The organism is Chryseobacterium fluminis, assembly GCF_026314945.1.
In the GTDB taxonomy this organism is placed as follows: Bacteria; Bacteroidota; Bacteroidia; order Flavobacteriales; family Weeksellaceae; genus Chryseobacterium; species Chryseobacterium fluminis.
The window spans coordinates 1,499,436-1,519,046 of sequence record NZ_CP111121.1 but is presented as its reverse complement, the minus strand read 5'-3'; the positions used below and the strand labels follow the sequence as shown (position 1 = coordinate 1,519,046).

Genomic DNA, 19,611 nt, shown 5'->3' with positions numbered 1-19,611 from the left:
AGCCTGTTCGTAGGCACCGATATAACTTAACGAATGACCGTTAAATCAGCGGAAAAATAAGGTCTGCCTATACCGGCGCTGCATTTTTTTGGATCAGTTGATTTTACAGTATGTATTTATGGAGTTCAGAAACCATTCAAACGAAGCGGAACCGAAAAGCTAAACGAGTAGGAAACACGATACAACTTAAACATGAAGAGAATTATTTTATCTAAAACTATGAAAAAACTTTACTTTTTACTCCTGATCATCATTTCAATTTCCGCCTTTGCGCAATCGTACACGTATACCAGGTACGATACGTCAAATTCTGGAATAGGAAGCAATTATATTGCTGATATTAAAACGGATTCAAACGGGATGCTTTGGCTGGCTACTTACAACGGGGTTTCTACCTTTAACGGAACAGCTTTTGCCAATTATAATACCGGGAATTCAGGCATTGCTTCTAACGCAATTTTAAAAGTTCAGATTGACGGATTGGGCCGAAAATGGTTTGCGTCTCAATTTAATGGGATCATCCTGTACAACGGAACTGCATGGACAAATTATACAACCTCCAATTCGGGATTGCCGGGTAATGAAATTCATGATATAGCGGTTGACGGTCAGAATAATCTTTGGATTGCAACAGATTCGGGCCTTACAAAATTCAACGGAACGACCTGGACCACTTATAATTCTGTCACGAATCTGAATTCAGTAGCCACCGACAGTAATAATGGTATATGGGTTACCAATGGCGGGGTACTGTACAAGTTTAACGGGACCGATTTTAATTTTATCGCACAGGGAACCGACCGTATTTTAAGAATTGCCAATAATACGGTATATGTTAAAGGTTTTGACAGCTTAATCACTTTAACGACAAGCGGAACCAACATCACATTTACGTACCAGAATAATTCCTGTCTTGCGGGATCCAACCCGAATGCTCTGGATGTTGACAGCAACAGCAAAGTTTGGATTGGATTTAACGGTGCCGGTCTGCAAAATTTTACCGATTGTACGACATACACTAAAGCCAATACCAATCAGGGATTGCCGGATGACTATTTCAGTGCTGTTAAAACACAAAGTTCGGGAATCATCTGGCTAGGCACATTACAGCTTGGTCTGGTGAAAATGACACCGGCTGTTGCGGTCTGTAATCCGCCAAGCCAGATGTATACTTCCAATATTACTTCGTCAACAGCGACTCTTAACTGGTTACCATCAACATCAACACCCAACGGAGGCTATTACTACGTGTACAGTACCAGCCCGACCATGACAGGTTCAGGTACAGCTGCTGCTTCTACAACAGCGAATATATCCAATTTACAGCCTAATACAACATACTATTGGTGGGTGACGGCGAATTGCGTGTCCAGTCAGAGCACCTGGGTTTCCGGAGGATCTTTCACGACACTGCCTGGTGCCGTAACAGGTTGCTGGCAAAGTATCAGCGCAGGCAGTACCCATTCTCTCGGGATAAAGACTGATGGAACACTTTGGGCATGGGGAAATAATGGCTATGGACAATTAGGGGACGGTACCAATATATCCCGTTTTGTTCCAAAACAGATAGGATTGAATTCGACCTGGAAAAAAATAGCAGCAGGAGAGTATTTTTCTGTAGGAATTAAAACAGATGGAACCCTCTGGACCTGGGGAAATAATCTTCTCGGGCAGCTAGGTGACGGCAGTAATAATGACAGAAATATGATGCTTCAGATAGGAACAGATACCAATTGGGAAAATATAACTGCAGGGCTTAATCACGTGTTAGCCATCAGGACCAACGGAACACTATGGGCGTGGGGAAATAATTCCGGTCGTCAGCTGGGTGACGGAACAAATATTACGAGGTATGTGCCTACCCCAATAGGAGCAGCAACAGACTGGCAGAAAATTTCAGCAGGCGCAGGTTTTTCATTGGCTATTAAAGCTAATGGAACACTATGGGCCTGGGGAGGCAATGGATTTAGCCAGTTAGGAGACGGTACGACCATGACCCGAACTGTACCTACCCAAATAGGAACCGATACGACCTGGGAAAATGTGGCAGCCGGACGCGAGCACTCACTTGCACTTAAAACAGGGAGTTTACTGTATGCCTGGGGATCCAATTCTGTAGGGCAGTTAGGTGATGGAACCAATATGGACCGAAGTATTCCTACACTGGTGTTTCAGGGTGTTCAAAAAATTGATGCCGGGCGTAATACCAGCATGATCATAAACACATTAGGTCAGATGTTAGCTTGTGGCGAAAATACTTTTGGACAATTAGGAGATGGTACCACGACTCATAAAAACAGCTTTGTCCTTATAGGAAATGCCAATGATCACCATTTAATTTCTGCTGGAGGAGACTTTTCTTTTTCAATCAATACAAGCGGGGTGCTAAAGGCATGCGGCGCCAACGATCAGGGTTATCTGGGAATCGGATCTACGGCTAATAAAGTTACACTTACTCCTCTTGCCTGCCCGACAAGCAGTTTAGCAGTGGATGAAATTTCATCAACGTCAGATAACCTTAAAGTTTTCCCGAACCCGGTACAGGATATTCTGTATATTTCATCTGATCAGAAAATTACTTCAGTAGCAGTCTACAGTGGAGCCGGACAACAGGTCCTTACAAAATCTATTGATGACAAAAGAGGATCGGTGGATGTCTCCGCCTTACCGTCAGGGGTTTATATGGTTAAAGTAAATATGAACGATAATACGGTAAAAACGGTAAAAGTGATCAAACGATAAAAAGACACAGACTGTAATAATAAGTTAAAAGATTTGGAACTTGAGATAATATTGGCGTCACTTGATGTAGTGGCGCCATTATTTTTTGATAATTGTTTGATGATTCATAAGAAAGCAATACTTTTGCAACCGAAAACAAAATAGCATCAATGATGGGGTCTTGTTTTTTTAAAAAACTAATCAAACCTGAAAATCAGTTACAACATGACACACAAAAACACTTTGCCTTATTTCGAATCTATCTACTCATCGGAACTTAATTTTTCCAACCATCCAAAACATCATTAAGTCTTTGAAATTTTTTAGAGATATCATCTGTCTGTAATCTGCAGGATTTATTTTTCATAAACACAATATCAGTTATTAAAGGTTTATCAAAAAAAGTATCTGCAACAATACCGGAGGAATTATGATTTTATCGGTATAATCCTGTATGATCTGGAATAAATACTTTCCGGATTAAAAGGGTACGGTAGAAAATACCAATGAATATCTCTGTAATCAAAGTTCTTATTTAACATTTAACCAATCAATTTTTTACTACTATTATGACAAAAAAACTATTAGCTATTGTTCTGACAGGTATGTTCAGCACAACGGCATTTGCTGCTGACCTGTATGTTAGAAATGCCGGAACCGGCGGAGCGTACGCTACCATTAGTGCTGCAATCACAGCTGCTTCAGATGGAGACCGGATCATTATTCAACCCAAAACGAATGGAACTGCTTATGTAGAAAACCTTACCGTTAACAAATCCCTGACTTTTGTCTCAGAAACCATTTATAACAAATACTTAATTCAGGGAAGCGTTACCATCAGTCCTGCAGCTGGGAGAGTCGTAACCATAAGCAATATGAGTTTAGTGAATAATTCGAATTATAACCTGACAGTAAGCGGGGCTACCTCAGGGGGCCGAACTACGGTTAATATTTATAACAGCTTATTGAATAGTGTCTCTGCCGGTCTGGTCAATACAACCACCAATATGTCCGGAAATACGCTTCAGGGAGGTATTACCATTTCTCATGGAAGAATTACCTCTAATAAAGCAGAGTCTATTGGCGTTTATTCTTTTGCCGCAGATACTTCTGTTGCATCACCGGATGTCGAAGTTTACGGTAACGCAATTAGGAATGTATTATCCAACTATCAATCCAACTATAACTTTAAGTTCTATAATAATTTCTGTTCTCATATTATGGTTAATGGCATTAAGGATGGCAGTTCAAACGAAATTCTTAACAATACGGTGTATGATCCGAATCCTGGTGATATCCCGCCTTTCTACATCAGCTTAAACAGCAATACGATCACGGGAAATATCAGCATTATGAATAATGCTTCTTCTTTTGTGGTGGGTCAGACTGCAGTCTGCATTCAGAACAACAGTAGTAATGCTAACGTTACGGCAAGCTACAATGTATTTACCAATGCTTTTGTAACACAGGGGACGATGACGCAAAGCAACAATTCCGGACAGGTAAACATGAATTTTGATAATGCAGCATACACCGTGACAGGTATGAATGTAAATGCAGGAAGTCCTGTGGTAGATTATACCGATTTAGACTTAACAAGAAATGACGCAGGTCACTATGGTGGTTCCAACAGTTGGGCAAATTACTGGCCAATAGACAGCGGAGGCAAGCCTCAGGTAAATTATCTGCTGACGCCGAGAACCATGAGCAGCGGTACGTTGAATATCACCGGATCTGCTTTTTCCAAATAATTCTTAATCATACAACAAGATGAACAAATATATTTACAGTATCATTGCTTTGCTTATGATCATGCTGTGTCCGGCACAGATGTTCGTGAGCCAGGCCGAGTACTTTTGGGATAACGACCCGGGAGCAGGAAACGGAACTGCGGTTTTGGCTGCCGACGGAAATTTCAACAGTGCTTTCGAACAGCTCACCAAAACAGGAGTCACCACACCAGGGAGCGGTCTGCATAAATTATGCATCCGTATTAAAGATAATACCGGCGTCTGGGGTCCTGTTTTCACCAATATTATCAATGTGCAGCAAAATCAGACCTCAGCGCCGATGGCGATTGCACAGGCCGAGTATTTCTGGGATAACGACCCGGGAGCAGGAAACGGAACGCCGGTATTGGCTGCTGATGGTAATTTTAACAGCTCTTTCGAACAGCTGACAAAAACAGGAATTGCATTGCCCACGGGCGGATTACACGTATTCAATATTCGTGTTAAAGATAATACCGGAGTCTGGGGACCTGTCTTCAGAAATGTAATTGGTGTACAGAATCCCGCTTCTACGGGGTGCTGGCAAACGCTGAGCGCAGGAATAGACCATTCTGCAGGCATCAAAACAGACGGAACTTTATGGGCGTGGGGAAGTAATTATTATGGACAGCTCGGTGACGGTACTACTGTTACGACCAATGTTCCAATTCAGATAGGGACATCAAACGACTGGGTGAAAATATTTGCAGGAAACCATTATACCTTCGGCATCAAAACAGACGGAACGCTATGGGCATGGGGAGTGAATGATTATGGGCAATTAGGTGACGGAACCAAAACAGATAAACTGAGTCCCACTCAGATAGGAACGGCAGCGAACTGGAGAAGTGTTACAACAGGATGGGGGCATACTGTAGCCCTTAGAACAGATGGCACGCTATGGAGCTGGGGATATAATGTGAACGGGCAGTTAGGCAACGGAACAACAGCCGAAAAACTCATACCTACTCAGGTAGGAACAGCAACGAACTGGCAGAGCGTCGAAGCAGGATCGTTTTATAATGTGGCTGTTAAAACTAATGGTACCCTCTGGGAATGGGGTCACAATACCTATGGTCAAGCGGGCAATACATCGATGATAAAGACCAATCCGGTTCAGATAGGAACAGAGACAGACTGGAAAAATGTAAGTGTCGGTGATTACCATACTATAGGAATGAAGAACAATGGAACGCTCTGGGGTTGGGGGCTGAATGATGCAGGGGAACTGGGTGACGGTACTAATGTGAATAAATATATTCCGACCCAGATAGGAACGGGCACCAACTGGCTCAGTACGACCGCCGGGGCTATTTCCACTTATGCTATTAAAACAGATGGTACCCTGTGGGCATGGGGCAGCAATTACTACGGCCAGCTGGGCATCGGGACCAGTGGAAATGTACCTGCGCTCTCACCCGTACAGGTGGGGTCCTCCTCTGATAATGTGCTGATTTCTGCCGGAACTGTTCATGCAGTAGCCCTGAATATTGATGGCTTTTTGAAAGCAGGTGGACAAAATGTTTCGGGTCAGTTAGGCGATGGAACCTTTGTTCAAAGAAATATATTTACTCCTATAGCCTGTCCTTCCAATTGTGCTTCTACAACACAATTCTCGACAACCAATATCACCTTATCAACGGCTACTATCAGTTGGGCAGCGTCAGGATCGGCTCCTATTGGAGGATATCTGTATTTTTACAGTACCAACTCTCTGGTTGGTGGTATTGATGGGACAACTGTATCTCCGACTAAAAATCTGACCAATTTATTACCCAATACCAAGTACTACTGGTGGGTGGCATCTCAATGTGGATCCAGCAGAGGAAATTGGACATTAGGCGGAAGTTTTACTACGCTTCCTGCGGTTTCAACAGGCTGCTGGCAAAGCGTTAGTTCGGGATACATTCATTCCGTGGCACTTAAAACAGACGGTACCCTCTGGGCCTGGGGAAATAATAGTTACGGACAGCTGGGAATCGGATCCGCCGGTTCTAAAAGTACCCCAACTCAAATAGGAACTGCCAATAACTGGCAGAAAATAGCAACCGGAAATTATCACTCCATAGCTTTAAAAACCAACGGAACAATATGGACTTGGGGCAGAAACGATTATGGACAGATCGGTGACGGAACATCCGTCGACAGGACAGCTCCGGTACAGCTCGGAAATGCCACAGACTGGGTAAGTGTTGCCAGTGGGGATAATTATATTATGGCTCTGAAATCAAATGGCACCCTTTGGGCCTGGGGCAGTAACTTAAGAGGTCAGCTGGGAGACGGAACCACGGTCAACAAGAGTTTCCCCATTCAGATCGGAACAGCCACCAACTGGCAGACCATAGCACCCGCATCTCAACACACACTGGCTATAAAAACAGACGGAACCCTATGGGGCTGGGGATATAATACATCCGGACAGCTCGGCAGCGGAACGTCTACTATATCAAATCCGGTTCCTACTCAAATCGGAACAGCCACCAACTGGAAAAGTGTGGCAGGAGGAGTTTCCCATTCTCTGGGGGTAAAAACAGATGGAACCCTCTGGACATGGGGAGATAATTATTATGGGCAATTAGGTAGCGGGATATTATCGAACAGCTATACCCCGGCTCAGATCGGAACGGAGACGGACTGGCGAAGTGTAGCGGCAAACTATGATTACACTTCTTTTGCAATAAAAACAGATAATACCCTTTGGGCATGGGGTAAAAATGATTCCGGCCAGTTAGGTGAAGGTACGGGAGTCAACAGAAAGATTCCAACCCTGATCGGAAGTGCAACAGACAGACAAAGCGTTGCCGCAAACGTGGATAATACGCTTGTAATAAATGCCAGTGGGTTCTTATCAAGCTGTGGCAGCAATATGTATGGACAGTTAGGTGACAATACAAGCATCAGTAAGAAAATCTTTATCCCTGTTGCCTGTCCTACGAGCAGTCTGGCTGTTAATGAAACTTCTGCTGCATCAGATCATCTTAAGGTATTCCCGAATCCCGTACAGGATATCCTGAATATTACGTATGATCAGAAGATTCTTTCCGTGACTGTTTACAGTGCGGCAGGTCAGCTGGTCACTACTACAATAATCAATGATACCAGAGGAACGGTTGATTTTTCAGCTCTTACCTCGGGAGTTTATCTGGTTAACGTACATTCAGATAACAATACGGTAAAAACAGTAAAAGTTATCAAGCGTTAAACTTGCATGACAGTGCATTAGTATATCTTATGAGGTCTAAGAAAATTCTAACATGACCTCACCGTATTTATAAAAGAACAGCGTCACTTATTTTTTAGGTGGCGCTGTTTTTTATCTTAATATTTTAAAGCTCTGATCATTTGAACAGCAGCATTACGTTTTTATAAAAGCAGTAGACAGGAAACATCTTAAATCTCGAATATTATAATCTTAATTTTGTCAAGCTTTGGACAATAACATAATCATAAATTTAATACAGAATTAATGCTGAGGTCATCCCAATAACAGGGGAATCCGGTAGTTTCGTCAGCAGTTTTACAGACTGTTAAACCTATGATTCTATTATCTTTTTAAAAAATTAATTATGATTCAAAAACCAATTCTTGGATGGATGCTTCTGCTTGCCATCACGGGCATCGGATGCCAAAATAACGGAATGACTTCAGTAACGGCAGAAGAAGAACTTTCGTCAAAACTCAGTACAGACAAAGCAGCTGCAGAAGTGAGTGTGAATCCTTTTGTAGACACGAGCCAATATATCAGCTCAGGCTTTAGCTTTTTAAATCCTTCTGAAATTAATAAAAACCGGCAGGCCATTGGCGGAAATTCTTACACCGAGGTGTACGGATTCAATATCCCTGAGGAAAACCGCGTACGGGGAATCCGCTGGAATACTGACGATGAAACCACCTCTATCTGGCGGCCGCAGGGCATTGCCGGATTCTCAAAAGATGGCGTCCGTTACCTCCTGATCAGCTGGTACGCAAAGGATGCCGCCGAATATAAAGGCTCCCGCATTACACTGATGGACATCAGCCCAAGTTCGCCCACTTATCTAACCTATCGGCATATTTTGCTGGTGCAGCCCGATATTCCTGTTACGACTGCCACGTATACCCAATATGGTTCTTACGCGCCGCTGAATGTCCATGCCGGAGGTATCGCCTATTTTAAAGGGAAAATTTATCTCAGCAGCACAAATCTGGGGGTGCGGATATTCGATCTGGATAAAATAATTGAAGTCAGTACAGGAGACACTACTAATGAAAAGTGCGGTAAAGATGCCAATGGTAATTTATTTGCTTTTAATTACCGCTATATATTGCCTCAGACAGGATATCAAAAAATCAATAACGCCAGTCCTTTCTCGACCGTGCAGGTCAATAATGAAGGAACGCAGCTATGGACTGGCCAATACTATGCAGGCAGTGCCGATGCTTCCATTGTTCCTCAGGTCTTTGGTTTTCCTGTGGATGCCGGCGGAATGCTTCAGAACACGGGAATTGTTTCCGTAGCTCCCAAAAACAGCCTTTTTGCCGATAACCATGCCCACGGTATCCAGGGCGTATTCAGAAAAGGAAACAGGACCTGGCTTTCGTGCACGGGATCACCCAGTAACTCTTACGGTTCCAATGCCAGACTGGCCCGGTATACCGACGGAGCCGATGATACCGTACGCTACCGATGGCCTTATGGTGCAGAATCTCTGTACTATGAATCCCAATACGGCTATCTGTGGAGCCTCACAGAATACGAACCCAACGCCGGAGCACAGAATGGCAGCCAGGTCAACCGCTGTATCTTTGCGGTAGATTTTTCGAAGTATGAGTAGGCAGGAATAGAGGATAAGAATTGATAAATATAAGCATCATTGTTATAACGATGCTTATTTTATTTAAAACATATTTTTCGAAGTCTTTTACTAGGCGGAGCTAAATGTAAATAAAGTAATGATGTAAAAAAACAGAAAAACCGTATCAAGGAACTTTCGTGAAAAAAAGCCGAAAAATTGAATTAATCAAAATGTGGAGTTATTACCGGGCAGGATGGATTTTATTACAATTGCTTGTTATTAAATAGTTTAATAGTTTGATAGTTTAATAGTTTAATAGTTTAATAGTTTAATGTGGTAATTATAGAACTTTAATACACCCGCTACCGCACGATTCTATCGTGTGGTTTTTATTTATCCATTTCTCACAAAATTTTTATCTTTATAAAAAACATATCTGATGAGTCGAAATTACAAATTCCATAATCCTAATGGGCTATACTTCGTAAGTTTTGCTGTCGTGGGCTGGCTGGATGTCTTTATTAAAGATGAATATAAAGAAATACTTCTGAAAAGTTTAAGTTTTTGCCAAAAGAGTAAAGGAATGGAAATACATGCCTGGTGTATCATGTCAAATCATGTGCATCTGGTTTTCAGAAGTATAAATGGGCAAAAACCGGAATTTCTGCTGGGTGATTTTAAAAGATTTACCAGCAAAGCGCTCGTTGCAGCAATTAGAGAGAATCCGACAGAAAGCAGAAAAGAATTTTTATTAAATTTCTTCCTTACAGAGGGTTCAAAAAATTCAAATGTTGCCCAATATCAGTTTTGGAGACATGATAATAAACCTATTGAGTTATGGAGCAACAAAGTGATTAACCAGAAGATTAATTACATCCATCAAAATCCGGTAAAGGCAGGCTTGGTTTCGCGCGCAGAAGAATATAAATACAGTAGTGCAAAAGATTATTGTGATGAAAAAGGGCTCTTGGATGATATTGTTGTTTTTAGAATCTTTAATGTCTAATGCTAATAACTACCGCTACCGCACGATTCTATCGTGTGGTGTAATACTTTTATACAATAGCTTTTGCAACCTAGACAATAGATTCTGGAAAAAAATTAAAAATATTGTTGTTTTAGATTGTTTGCGGTGTGGTACAGACAACCGCTGCCGCACGATTCTATCGTGTGGTGCAGTGTATTTATTCAATCACTTTTGCAACCTAAATAGTAGATTCTGAAAAAGCTTTAAAAAATAATGCTGTTTTTTTGAAATATTTGCGGTGTGGTACAGACAACCGCTGCCGCACGATTCTATCGTGTGGTGTAGTGTATTTATTCAATCACTTTTGCAACCTAAATAGTAGATTCTGAAAAAGCTTTAAAAAATAATGCTGTTTTTTTGAAATATTTGCGGTGTGGTACAGACAACCGCTGCCGCACGATTCTATCGTGTGGTGTAGTACTTTTATACAATAGCTTTTGCAAACTAGACAATAGATTCTGAAAAAAGTTTTAAAATAATGTTGTTACTGAATATTTACTGTGTATTATAAACAACCACACGAAAGGATTCGTGCGGTAGCGGGGTATATATACTTACCTATTATCAGTTAACTGGTTTTCTTCTTTTTAGGAACAGCTTTTAAAATATTATTATCAACCATATATGTTTCAAAATCAAATTTGATTGAGAAAAGTTTTGAAGGTTCTAGTCCAGCTGCTAATAATATTCTTACCAGCGTAGATAATTTAGGTATATTTTCCTTATTTAATAACCTGTAGATTTGTTTTCTGTCAACATTAGCTGCTGCTGCCAAATCTGAAACATCAATTCCTTTTTCATTAATAAATTCTTTCACATAATCAGCTATTGCAATAAAATATTTATCTTGAATGTATTCCATTAAATAAAAGTGACATATTTGTCAAAACTTTCATTGACAAATATGTCACAGTTTCAAAAAAAGTATTACATTTGTAAAATAAGCTACAATAAAGTAGCTTTGCGATACTTCAAAAAATAAAAGAAGCTATTGCTTAGAATCTTGTAATAGAAAACTGGTAATTTTTAAACACACAAGACAATAGGCAAGAAGCTCACGACCTAGGCGTGGGCTCTCTTATTTGTGTGTAAGGTATACCAGTACCCCTATTACTGATAATGTAGAGTCCCATGCCGTTTTATTTCATGCTGTTCTGTCTTTCTACAATCATCTTTTCTAAGCCGCTTCACAACATACAAATATCATGATACGATACAGTGGAGTGTACAATCCATTGCGGCTTCAGGGCTTTCACGGGACACAAATGTTATTTATTATTTTAATCTGTTAAGTGTGGAACTCCGGCGTACCGGTGTACGCCGGATGTTTTTACCAGGCAAGTGAAATCAAACGAATTCCATGCAGTAATGGAAGAGGATATCAATGACAGCTCTTTTACATTATTCAAAAAAAATGCAAAAACTTTATGAAAAAAAATACAGCAGATCCAGAAACCCTCTTTTGGACAGGCCCTAAGAAACGTGCTGGGTTACAGCTGTTGGAGAACTTCTTCCAGTTCAATGATCTGGTAACCACTAAAAAAAGGCTAAACGACATCATTCGCTACGCCATAAAAAAGGATGGTTTCATTGCGGAAGATCCGTCGGTGCTCTTTCAGTTTCACCAGTCGATGCGCTCGTTTGTGCGGGCAGGGTATCTTCTGATGCTGAAGAAAAAGAAACATCGTTTCAGCAGACTGCCGGAGAACTCCGTTCCTGTGGTGTTTGGCTTGCTTTCGGAGCAGGAATACCTGGATCCGCTATTGGTATTCAGTCAGGCCTATAAGGAATACACCATCAAGGAGTTCGACTACTTTATGTCCGGGATGTTTTATTTGTCGATGGGCACCTCGGATCACATACCCGAAAAAAATATCATCAACCCGTACATCCATCTGATGAAAATGCTGGATGCTGCCTATCTGGTTCTGGAAAGAAGCAGAAAGAGAGAATATTCTTTACAAAAATAAATACCTGCTACCGCACGATTCTATCGTGTGGTGTAGTTTTTATTCAATCACTTTTGCAACCTCAATAATAGATTCTGAAAAAAAATAAAATATTGTTGTTTTTTTTAAAAATATTTGAGGGGTGGTACAGACAACTACATGAAAGATTTGTGCGGTAGCAGTGAAAATATTGCTTAACAATTAGTACAATCAAACATACCATTATACTATTGTGGTGTACGCCTTTTACGGCTTATCCAGAGGTAAATAAATCAGATCGCTATATAAATCAGACCAGCAATCCTCCACGATGGATCAAATATCAACCCTTACACATTTGTGGTCCTGTTATTGCGTTATCTTCTCCGACTGTACCGTATTTATTTTTATATAAATAATTTTAGTATATTAATATATTATATTTAATTAATTTGGTATATTTGTATACCAAATTAAATCACATGGATTACACTATGATGAAAGAAGTCATCACATTACTCGAAGACTTTGATAATGAAAATACGGGAAATTCTTACAGTTCAGACCTTGCTGGTTTTAAGGCATGGGTGTGTGCCAAAGAATCCTACAGATTAAGAAATGAAGTGGACGAACCGTACTGGGAGGGAAAGGAAGAGGGCAGAAGTCCAGAAAGTGTAATAAGTACTTTTTTGGTTCATCTCAGCAGGTATGCAAAAACCTATTCAAAATCGGCGATTTCAGGATCGGATTTTACAACTCAGGAAGACTTTATTTATCTGATTACGCTGAAGTCTTTCGGCGCAATGACCAAAATAGATCTCATCAGAAAGAATGTACATGAAAAACCTGCCGGGATGCTTATCATCAACAGATTGATCAGACAAGGGTGGATTGCACAGGCAGATTCCGATACCGACAGGAGAATGAAAATCATCCATATTACAGAATCCGGGCTTCTGGCTTTGGAAAATCAGATGCATAAGATCAGAAAAGCCACTCATGTGGTATCGGGTAACTTAAGTTATTCCGAAAAGATGCATCTGATCCGTCTTCTGAATAAGCTGGACAAATTTCATTACCCGATATTCACTAGAAATATAGAGTCAGAAAAGCTTTTAGACATCGTCAGTAAAGAATATTCATTCACGAAAAATTAATTATGAGTAAAAAAATAGCCATTATAGGATCTGGTTTTTCCGGGTTGTCAGCCGCGTCTTATTTAGCTAAAGAGGGCAATGAGGTGCATGTATTCGAAAAAAACAGCACGGCAGGAGGCAGAGCAAGAAAATGGAGTACCGATGAAGGCTATGTTTTTGATATGGGACCAAGCTGGTACTGGATGCCGGATATTATTGAGGCTTACTTTGAAGACTTCGGAAAGAAGTCATCTGATTTCTATGAGCTTATTCCCCTGGATCCCCAGTTTGAAATGGTATTTTCAGACGGTGTGATGAATATACCCGGGCGTTACGAGGAGATGAAAACTTTATTTGAAAGCATCGAAAAAGGTGCGGGACAAAAGCTTGAAGAGTTTATGAATGATGCGCAGGTAAAGTATGAGATCGGGATGAAAGATTTTGTGAATAAGCCCTGCCATTCCTGGTTTGAGTTTATATCTCCCAAGATGGCAAAGAATGCGATGAAACTGGATCTGCTTACCAACTTCAGCCGTTTTGTGAGAAAATATTTTCAAAACCCTAAACTGATTATGCTGATGGAGTTTCCCGTGATTTTTCTGGGTGCGGCACCAAAGGATATTCCTGCGCTGTACAGCCTCATGAATTATGGCGGCTATAAACTGGGCACCTGGTATCCGATGGGTGGCTTTTCGAAAGTTACCGATGCGATGATGAAGATCGCGAAGGGGCAGGGAGCTCATTTTCATTTCAATTCGCCCGTAGAAAAAATTACGGTAGAACATAATAAAGCCAACGCTGTGATCGTAAACGGCGAAACGGTGAAATTTGATGTGATTATTGCTTCCTCAGATTACCATCATACCGAAGATCAGCTCCTGCCTGAAGAATACAGAAATTATAAAGATTCTTACTGGGAGAAAAAAACATTTGCCCCGTCATGTCTCATTTATTACCTGGGAATCAGCGAAAAGGTGCCAAATCTGAAGCATCATACGCTTTTCTTTGAAAATGATCTCGACCTTCACACGCACGAAATATATGAAGATAAAAAATGGCCTACACAGCCGCTGTTCTATGTGTGCTGTCCATCCAAAACAGATCCTGGAACTGCCCCGGAGAACAGTGAAAATGTATTCCTGTTAATGCCGGTAGCTCCCGGAATAGAAGATACCGAAGAAATAAGAGAAAAATATTTTCACCAGATGATCACAAGACTGCAGAAGCATACCGGAGCATCAGACATCATTACAAAGATCGATTATAAAAAAAGCTACTGCATTAAAGATTTTAAAGAAGATTATAATGCCTACAAAGGCAATGCCTACGGTCTTGCCAACACCTTATCACAAACCGCTGTTCTAAAGCCTTCCATCCGGAATAAAAAGATAAAAAATCTCCTCTATACAGGACAGCTTACGGTACCCGGTCCCGGCGTGCCGCCTTCTATTATTTCCGGAAAAATAGCCGCTAACGAAGCCAGCAAAATATATTAACTATGAAAAAATTGTTTGACGACCTTTCTTATAAAGTGAGCCGAGAAACAACGAGACAATACAGTACCAGTTTCTCTCTCGGAATAATGGCCCTTTCCCCGAAAATCAGAAATCCCATCTATGCGGTTTACGGATATGTACGCCTTGCCGACGAAATTGTAGACAGCTTTCACCATTGTGACAAGCAGAAACTGCTGGCACGGTACAAGGCGGAAACCTTTGAAGCCCTCGAAGACCGGATCTCGCTGAATCCTATTCTGCAGTCGTTTCAGGAAACGGTGCACCGGTACAATATAGATCACGCTCTTATTCACCAGTTTCTGAAAAGTATGGAAATGGATCTTCAGAAGATCGATTACAATTCAGATTTATACAAAGAATATATCGTAGGATCTGCGGAAGTAGTGGGCCTCATGTGTCTTCACATCTTTACCGAAGGAAATACAGCAGAATTTGAGAAGCTGAAACCTTACGCCATGATCCTGGGATCTGCTTTCCAGAAGGTAAACTTTCTGCGGGATATGAAGGATGACTACCAGATCCTGGGGCGCTGCTACTTTCCCAATGTAGATATTTCTTATTTCGACAATACGGTAAAAGCTCATATTGAAAGAGAAATTGAGGAAGAATTTAAAATTGCCCTGGAAGGAATAAAAAAGCTGCAGGCTTCCGCTAAATTCGGAGTTTACCTGGCTTACCGGTATTACATTTCCCTTTTCAGGAAAATAAAGAGAACCTCCGCCAGTAAGATCATTAACCAGAGAATAAGAATCTCCAACGGAAAAAAAATATCCCTGATGATGAGCAGCTATGTACAATACAAAACGTCTTTTTTGTAAAAGACCAAACCAAAGCAGACTATGATACACAAGCTTTACAGAGAACAGCAGCTGAACTGTGATATAGAAACCGCATGGAAGTTTTTTTCTTCTGCCAATAACCTGTCGGAAATCACACCGAAGGATATGAATTTTATCGTTCGCACCCAGCTCACGGATGATGAGATATTTGAAGGAATGATCATCGATTATTATGTTTCTCCGCTTTTCGGCATCAAAATGAAATGGAAAACGAAAATCACGCAGGTCGATTTCCGGAAAAGTTTTACAGACTTTCAGGAAGCAGGACCTTACAGGCTCTGGAATCATCATCATGAATTTATTGTGAATGAAAAAGGGGTATTGATGAGAGATACTGTAGATTACGAACTTCCTCTGGGATTTTTGGGAGAAGTAGCCCACAAGATCTTCGTCAGAAAAAAACTGGAGCACGTTTTCAGTTATCGGTATAAAGTTTTAGAAGAACGTTTCAATAAAAATATAAGTTTATGAATTTTCTGATTGTCGTAGCCACGTTCTTTATCATGGAGGGAATGACCTGGCTTATTCACAAATATATTATGCACGGATTTCTTTGGATGCTGCATAAAGATCACCACGACCACAGCAATGACGGACCGATGGAAAAGAATGATTATTTTTTCCTGATTTTTGCAGTACCTACAATCCTTTTGATGTATTACGGGACTCTGCAAAATTTTAACCATTGGTTTTATATTGCCCTGGGAATCGCTTTATACGGAATGGCTTATTTCTTCGTTCATGACATCTTTATCCACCAAAGGATGAAAATCCTGCGCAATACACAGAATCCCTATTTACTGGCCATCAGAAGGGCGCACAAACAGCATCACAAGCATACCGGAAAAGAACGCGGAGAATGCTTTGGTTTTCTGTGGGTTTCCGTTAAATATTTTAAAATGTATTTCAATAAACACAGAGCCTGATCATGCTGCATTACACCTATCTTCTGATTAATTTTTTCACGGTGGTCGTCTGTTTTATTTTTTCTTTTCACCCGAAAATAAAATTCAACAGACACTTTCCTGCTTTTTTAAAGGCAGCCGGGATAGTCGCTTTTGTTTTCATCTGCTGGGATATCTGGTTTACAGGTAGAGGAGTCTGGTGGTTCAATGATGCTTATCTCGTAGGAATTCGGATATTTAATCTTCCGGTTGAAGAAATACTTTTCTTCTTCTGTATTCCGTTCTCATGTGTTTTCACTTACTTCTGTCTGAATAAATTTTTTAAGCTGGATTGGAAACCGCTGCCGGAAAAAGTATTCGTTGTCATCTCCATTATTTCAGCACTTGGAATTGCGGTTTACTTTCAGGACAGGATCTACACTTTGATGACCTTCGTGACAACGGCAGTCAGTATGTTGGTGCTTTATTTTATATTAGGAGCACGATGGATTGGTAAGGTTTCATTCGTTTATCTGATGCTGATGCCGGGATTTCTGGCGGTTAACGGAATACTCACCGGTACAGGTCTTGAGTCTCCCATTGTGAATTACAATCCTCAGGATTTTATGGGAATCCGAATGCTGACCATTCCTTTAGAAGATACGGTATACGGATATGAAATGATCTTGTGGAATATTTATTTATTTCAAAAATTCAAATGAAATGAGCAGATTGAAGCTTAGACCCGCAGACGACAAACAGGATTGATCTTAATAGCTTATCAGTTTTATATGAGATAGTTTTTCCAAACTCATTGCCTCGTTATCTTCATGAGGTCCTTTTTAAAAAATCTTTGTTTAGTGATGTGGTGAATTAACTGTAAAAAGGAGAGATTTAACAATTTTATAGGCTTCACAGGAGTTTAATCATTGGATAATTATTAAATTGACCTTTATTTGTTAGATGCTATGAATGATTACGTGTATTTAGACTATAATGCCACCACACCTGTCGATAGAAGAGTCGTGGATGCGATGATCCCTTATTTTAATTCTCTTTATGCCAATTCGGGCAGTTCCCATCTTTTCGGACTTACTGTAAAAGAAGCTATAGAAGAAGCCGGCGAACATATTGCTGAACTGATTTCTGCAAATCCAAAAGAAATCATTTATACCTCCGGAGCAACAGAAGCCGTGAATCTCGCATTAAAAGGAATTAAAAAATCACATGGTAAAAATCACATTATCACCCTAAAGACCGAGCATAAAGCCGTTTTAGATACCTGTCATTACCTGGAAGAACAGGGATTTCCTGTTACTTACCTTAATACTGGAAAGGATGGTCTGCTCGATCTGGACGAACTGCAGAATGAGATCAGTGATAAAACCCTGATGGTGTGTATCATGTATGTTAATAACGAAACAGGTGTCATTCAGCCTATAAAACAAATCGCAGAGATTACCCATAAACATGACTGTCTTCTGTTTTGTGACGCCACACAGGCGGTAGGGAAAATTGAAATGAATGTTAAAGATCTTGGAATTGATGTGATGGCTTTTTCGGCCCACAAATTCTATGGACCGAAGGGAATCGGAGCGCTGTATATTTCTTCTGCTATTAAAAAACGTACTGATCCTCAGATTCACGGTGGCGGTCAGCAGTTCAACCTGCGAAGCGGGACGCTGAATGTTCCGGGAATCATAGGAATGGGGAAGGCAGCCGAAATTGCGCTTGCTGAGATGGAGAGAGATGCACAAAATAGTAATGAACTCAGGAACCGCCTGGAAAATTCACTCTTAAAAATTTCCGGTACATCCATCAATGGAAATCAGAACAGCAGGATCTTCAATACAACCAATATCTGCTTTTCGCAGGTAAATGCTGAGCAGATGATTCTGTCATTAGGGAATATCTGTGTGTCCAGCGGCTCAGCCTGTAATGCGGCCACCACCCGGCCTTCCCATGTTTTAAAGGCCATGGGAATGGAAGATCGTGATGCACTTTCCTCACTAAGATTCAGCCTGGGAAAATTTACTACCCCATCCGATATTGATATAGCTGCGCATAAAATAGAGAAAATAATATTACAGTTGAGAAACGGGTAAATTAATGATCCTCGCCTTTTTTAACTGAAAATACATGCAGAATCTGTGGAAACAGGGCCTTCATATAATCTCTTACAGCACCTGACGATCCCGGAAGTGTAAGGATCAGCATATCATCAGAAAATCCCGCTATCCCGCGGGAAAGCATTGACGTTTTCACCCGGTCCTGTCCGTAATTTCTTGCCGTTTCCATCACACCGGGAATCTCCCGGGTAATAAACGGCTTCACCGCTTCAGGAGTGACATCGCGATCGGACAGCCCTGTCCCTCCCGTAAAGACAAGAAGATCATATTTCTTATTCTTAAACAAATGAATCTGTTCCTGAATGGCAGGAATATCATCCGGGACGACATTGTAATCAATCTTACCGATTCCCTGATTCTTCAGTGCTTCAGTTAAGAATTTTCCTGAGCGGTCCTCTTTGAGGCCCTGAGAAACAGAATCACTGCAGACAATCACTGCAGCCGTAAGGTTTTGATTTTCAGGCAGATTCTGGCTGCTCTTTCCGCCGTGTTTTTCCAGCAGTCTGATGTTGGCGATTTCTACATTTTTATCGATTGGTTTCAGCATATCATAAATCACCAGTGCCGCTACAGAAGCGCCGTGCATGGCTTCTACCTCAACGCCGGTCTTGTAAATGGTATGAACTTCAACCGTGATATGGATGTTCAGATCATCCATTTCATAGTTAATAGCCGCATATTCCACAGGCAGAGGATGACAGTCCGGAATAACATCACTGGTTTTCTTAATGGCCAGCAAAGCAGAAGCCCTGGCAAATTCCAGGACATTACCTTTTGGCACTTTTCCGTCTCGCACCGCTTCTATGGTTAAGGCATCTGAAGCCTTGATCGTTGCAGACGCAATTGCTTTTCGAAGCGTAAACGTTTTAAAAGTAATATCTACCAT

15 protein-coding genes are annotated in these 19,611 nt (G+C 41.0%); 13 read left to right on the top strand and 2 right to left on the bottom strand.

The features are described from left to right. The first annotated feature begins 219 nt into the window (after window positions 1–219). The 5 genes from ODZ84_RS06715 (at window position 220) to ODZ84_RS06695 (ending at window position 10,271) form a co-directional block, all read left to right on the top strand. The gene (locus ODZ84_RS06715) at window positions 220–2,742 is read left to right on the top strand and encodes an RCC1 domain-containing protein (protein WP_266176221.1); all 2,523 of its coding nucleotides are present in this window, start codon (window positions 220–222) and stop codon (window positions 2,740–2,742) included. 548 nt (window positions 2,743–3,290) lie between these two features. Then, on the top strand, window positions 3,291–4,472 hold the full coding sequence (locus ODZ84_RS06710) for a hypothetical protein (RefSeq protein ID WP_266176220.1): 1,182 nt from the start codon (window positions 3,291–3,293) through the stop codon (window positions 4,470–4,472). A 19-nt stretch (window positions 4,473–4,491) separates the two neighbouring features. Beyond that, window positions 4,492–7,692, top strand: coding sequence for an RCC1 domain-containing protein (locus ODZ84_RS06705; protein ID WP_266176219.1), 3,201 nt, complete (start codon window positions 4,492–4,494; stop codon window positions 7,690–7,692). A 364-nt stretch (window positions 7,693–8,056) separates the two neighbouring features. Then, a complete protein-coding gene (locus ODZ84_RS06700) occupies window positions 8,057–9,304 on the top strand; it encodes a hypothetical protein (protein WP_266176218.1) in 1,248 nt (415 codons plus the stop codon). Between the two features lie 400 nt (window positions 9,305–9,704). Next, window positions 9,705–10,271, top strand: coding sequence for an REP-associated tyrosine transposase (locus ODZ84_RS06695; protein ID WP_266176217.1), 567 nt, complete (start codon window positions 9,705–9,707; stop codon window positions 10,269–10,271). A 589-nt stretch (window positions 10,272–10,860) separates the two neighbouring features. Here ODZ84_RS06695 and ODZ84_RS06690 read toward each other — a convergent pair. Then, on the bottom strand, window positions 10,861–11,154 hold the full coding sequence (locus ODZ84_RS06690) for a helix-turn-helix domain-containing protein (RefSeq protein ID WP_266176216.1): 294 nt from the start codon (window positions 11,152–11,154) through the stop codon (window positions 10,861–10,863). 565 nt (window positions 11,155–11,719) lie between these two features. Here ODZ84_RS06690 and ODZ84_RS06685 point away from each other — a divergent pair. The 8 genes from ODZ84_RS06685 (at window position 11,720) to ODZ84_RS06650 (ending at window position 18,701) form a co-directional block, all read left to right on the top strand. Further along, entirely contained in the window at window positions 11,720–12,262 is a 543-nt protein-coding gene (locus tag ODZ84_RS06685; RefSeq protein ID WP_266176215.1) for a hypothetical protein, read from the top strand. Between the two features lie 440 nt (window positions 12,263–12,702). Continuing rightward, on the top strand, window positions 12,703–13,377 hold the full coding sequence (locus tag ODZ84_RS06680; protein ID WP_266176214.1) for a MarR family winged helix-turn-helix transcriptional regulator: 675 nt from the start codon (window positions 12,703–12,705) through the stop codon (window positions 13,375–13,377). 2 nt (window positions 13,378–13,379) lie between these two features. Next, on the top strand, window positions 13,380–14,852 hold the full coding sequence (locus tag ODZ84_RS06675) for a phytoene desaturase family protein (protein ID WP_266176213.1): 1,473 nt from the start codon (window positions 13,380–13,382) through the stop codon (window positions 14,850–14,852). 2 nt (window positions 14,853–14,854) lie between these two features. Next, the gene (locus ODZ84_RS06670; protein WP_266176212.1) at window positions 14,855–15,691 is read left to right on the top strand and encodes a phytoene/squalene synthase family protein; all 837 of its coding nucleotides are present in this window, start codon (window positions 14,855–14,857) and stop codon (window positions 15,689–15,691) included. A gap of 21 nt (window positions 15,692–15,712) precedes the next feature. Beyond that, on the top strand, window positions 15,713–16,183 hold the full coding sequence (locus ODZ84_RS06665) for an SRPBCC family protein (RefSeq protein WP_266176211.1): 471 nt from the start codon (window positions 15,713–15,715) through the stop codon (window positions 16,181–16,183). Beyond that, the gene (locus tag ODZ84_RS06660) at window positions 16,180–16,638 is read left to right on the top strand and encodes a sterol desaturase family protein (RefSeq protein WP_266176210.1); all 459 of its coding nucleotides are present in this window, start codon (window positions 16,180–16,182) and stop codon (window positions 16,636–16,638) included. The genes ODZ84_RS06665 and ODZ84_RS06660 overlap by 4 nt, the downstream gene beginning before the upstream one ends. A gap of 2 nt (window positions 16,639–16,640) precedes the next feature. After that, entirely contained in the window at window positions 16,641–17,318 is a 678-nt protein-coding gene (locus ODZ84_RS06655) for a lycopene cyclase domain-containing protein (RefSeq protein WP_266176209.1), read from the top strand. 246 nt (window positions 17,319–17,564) lie between these two features. Then, window positions 17,565–18,701 carry a cysteine desulfurase family protein gene (locus ODZ84_RS06650; RefSeq protein WP_266176208.1) on the top strand — a complete coding sequence of 379 codons (1,137 nt, stop codon included), beginning with the start codon at window positions 17,565–17,567 and terminating at the stop codon, window positions 18,699–18,701. 1 nt (window position 18,702) lies between these two features. Here the strand turns inward: ODZ84_RS06650 and moaCB are convergent, their stop codons facing one another. Then, window positions 18,703–19,611: a bifunctional molybdenum cofactor biosynthesis protein MoaC/MoaB gene (gene moaCB / locus ODZ84_RS06645; protein ID WP_266176207.1), complete on the bottom strand. Its 909-nt coding sequence runs from the start codon at window positions 19,609–19,611 to the stop codon at window positions 18,703–18,705.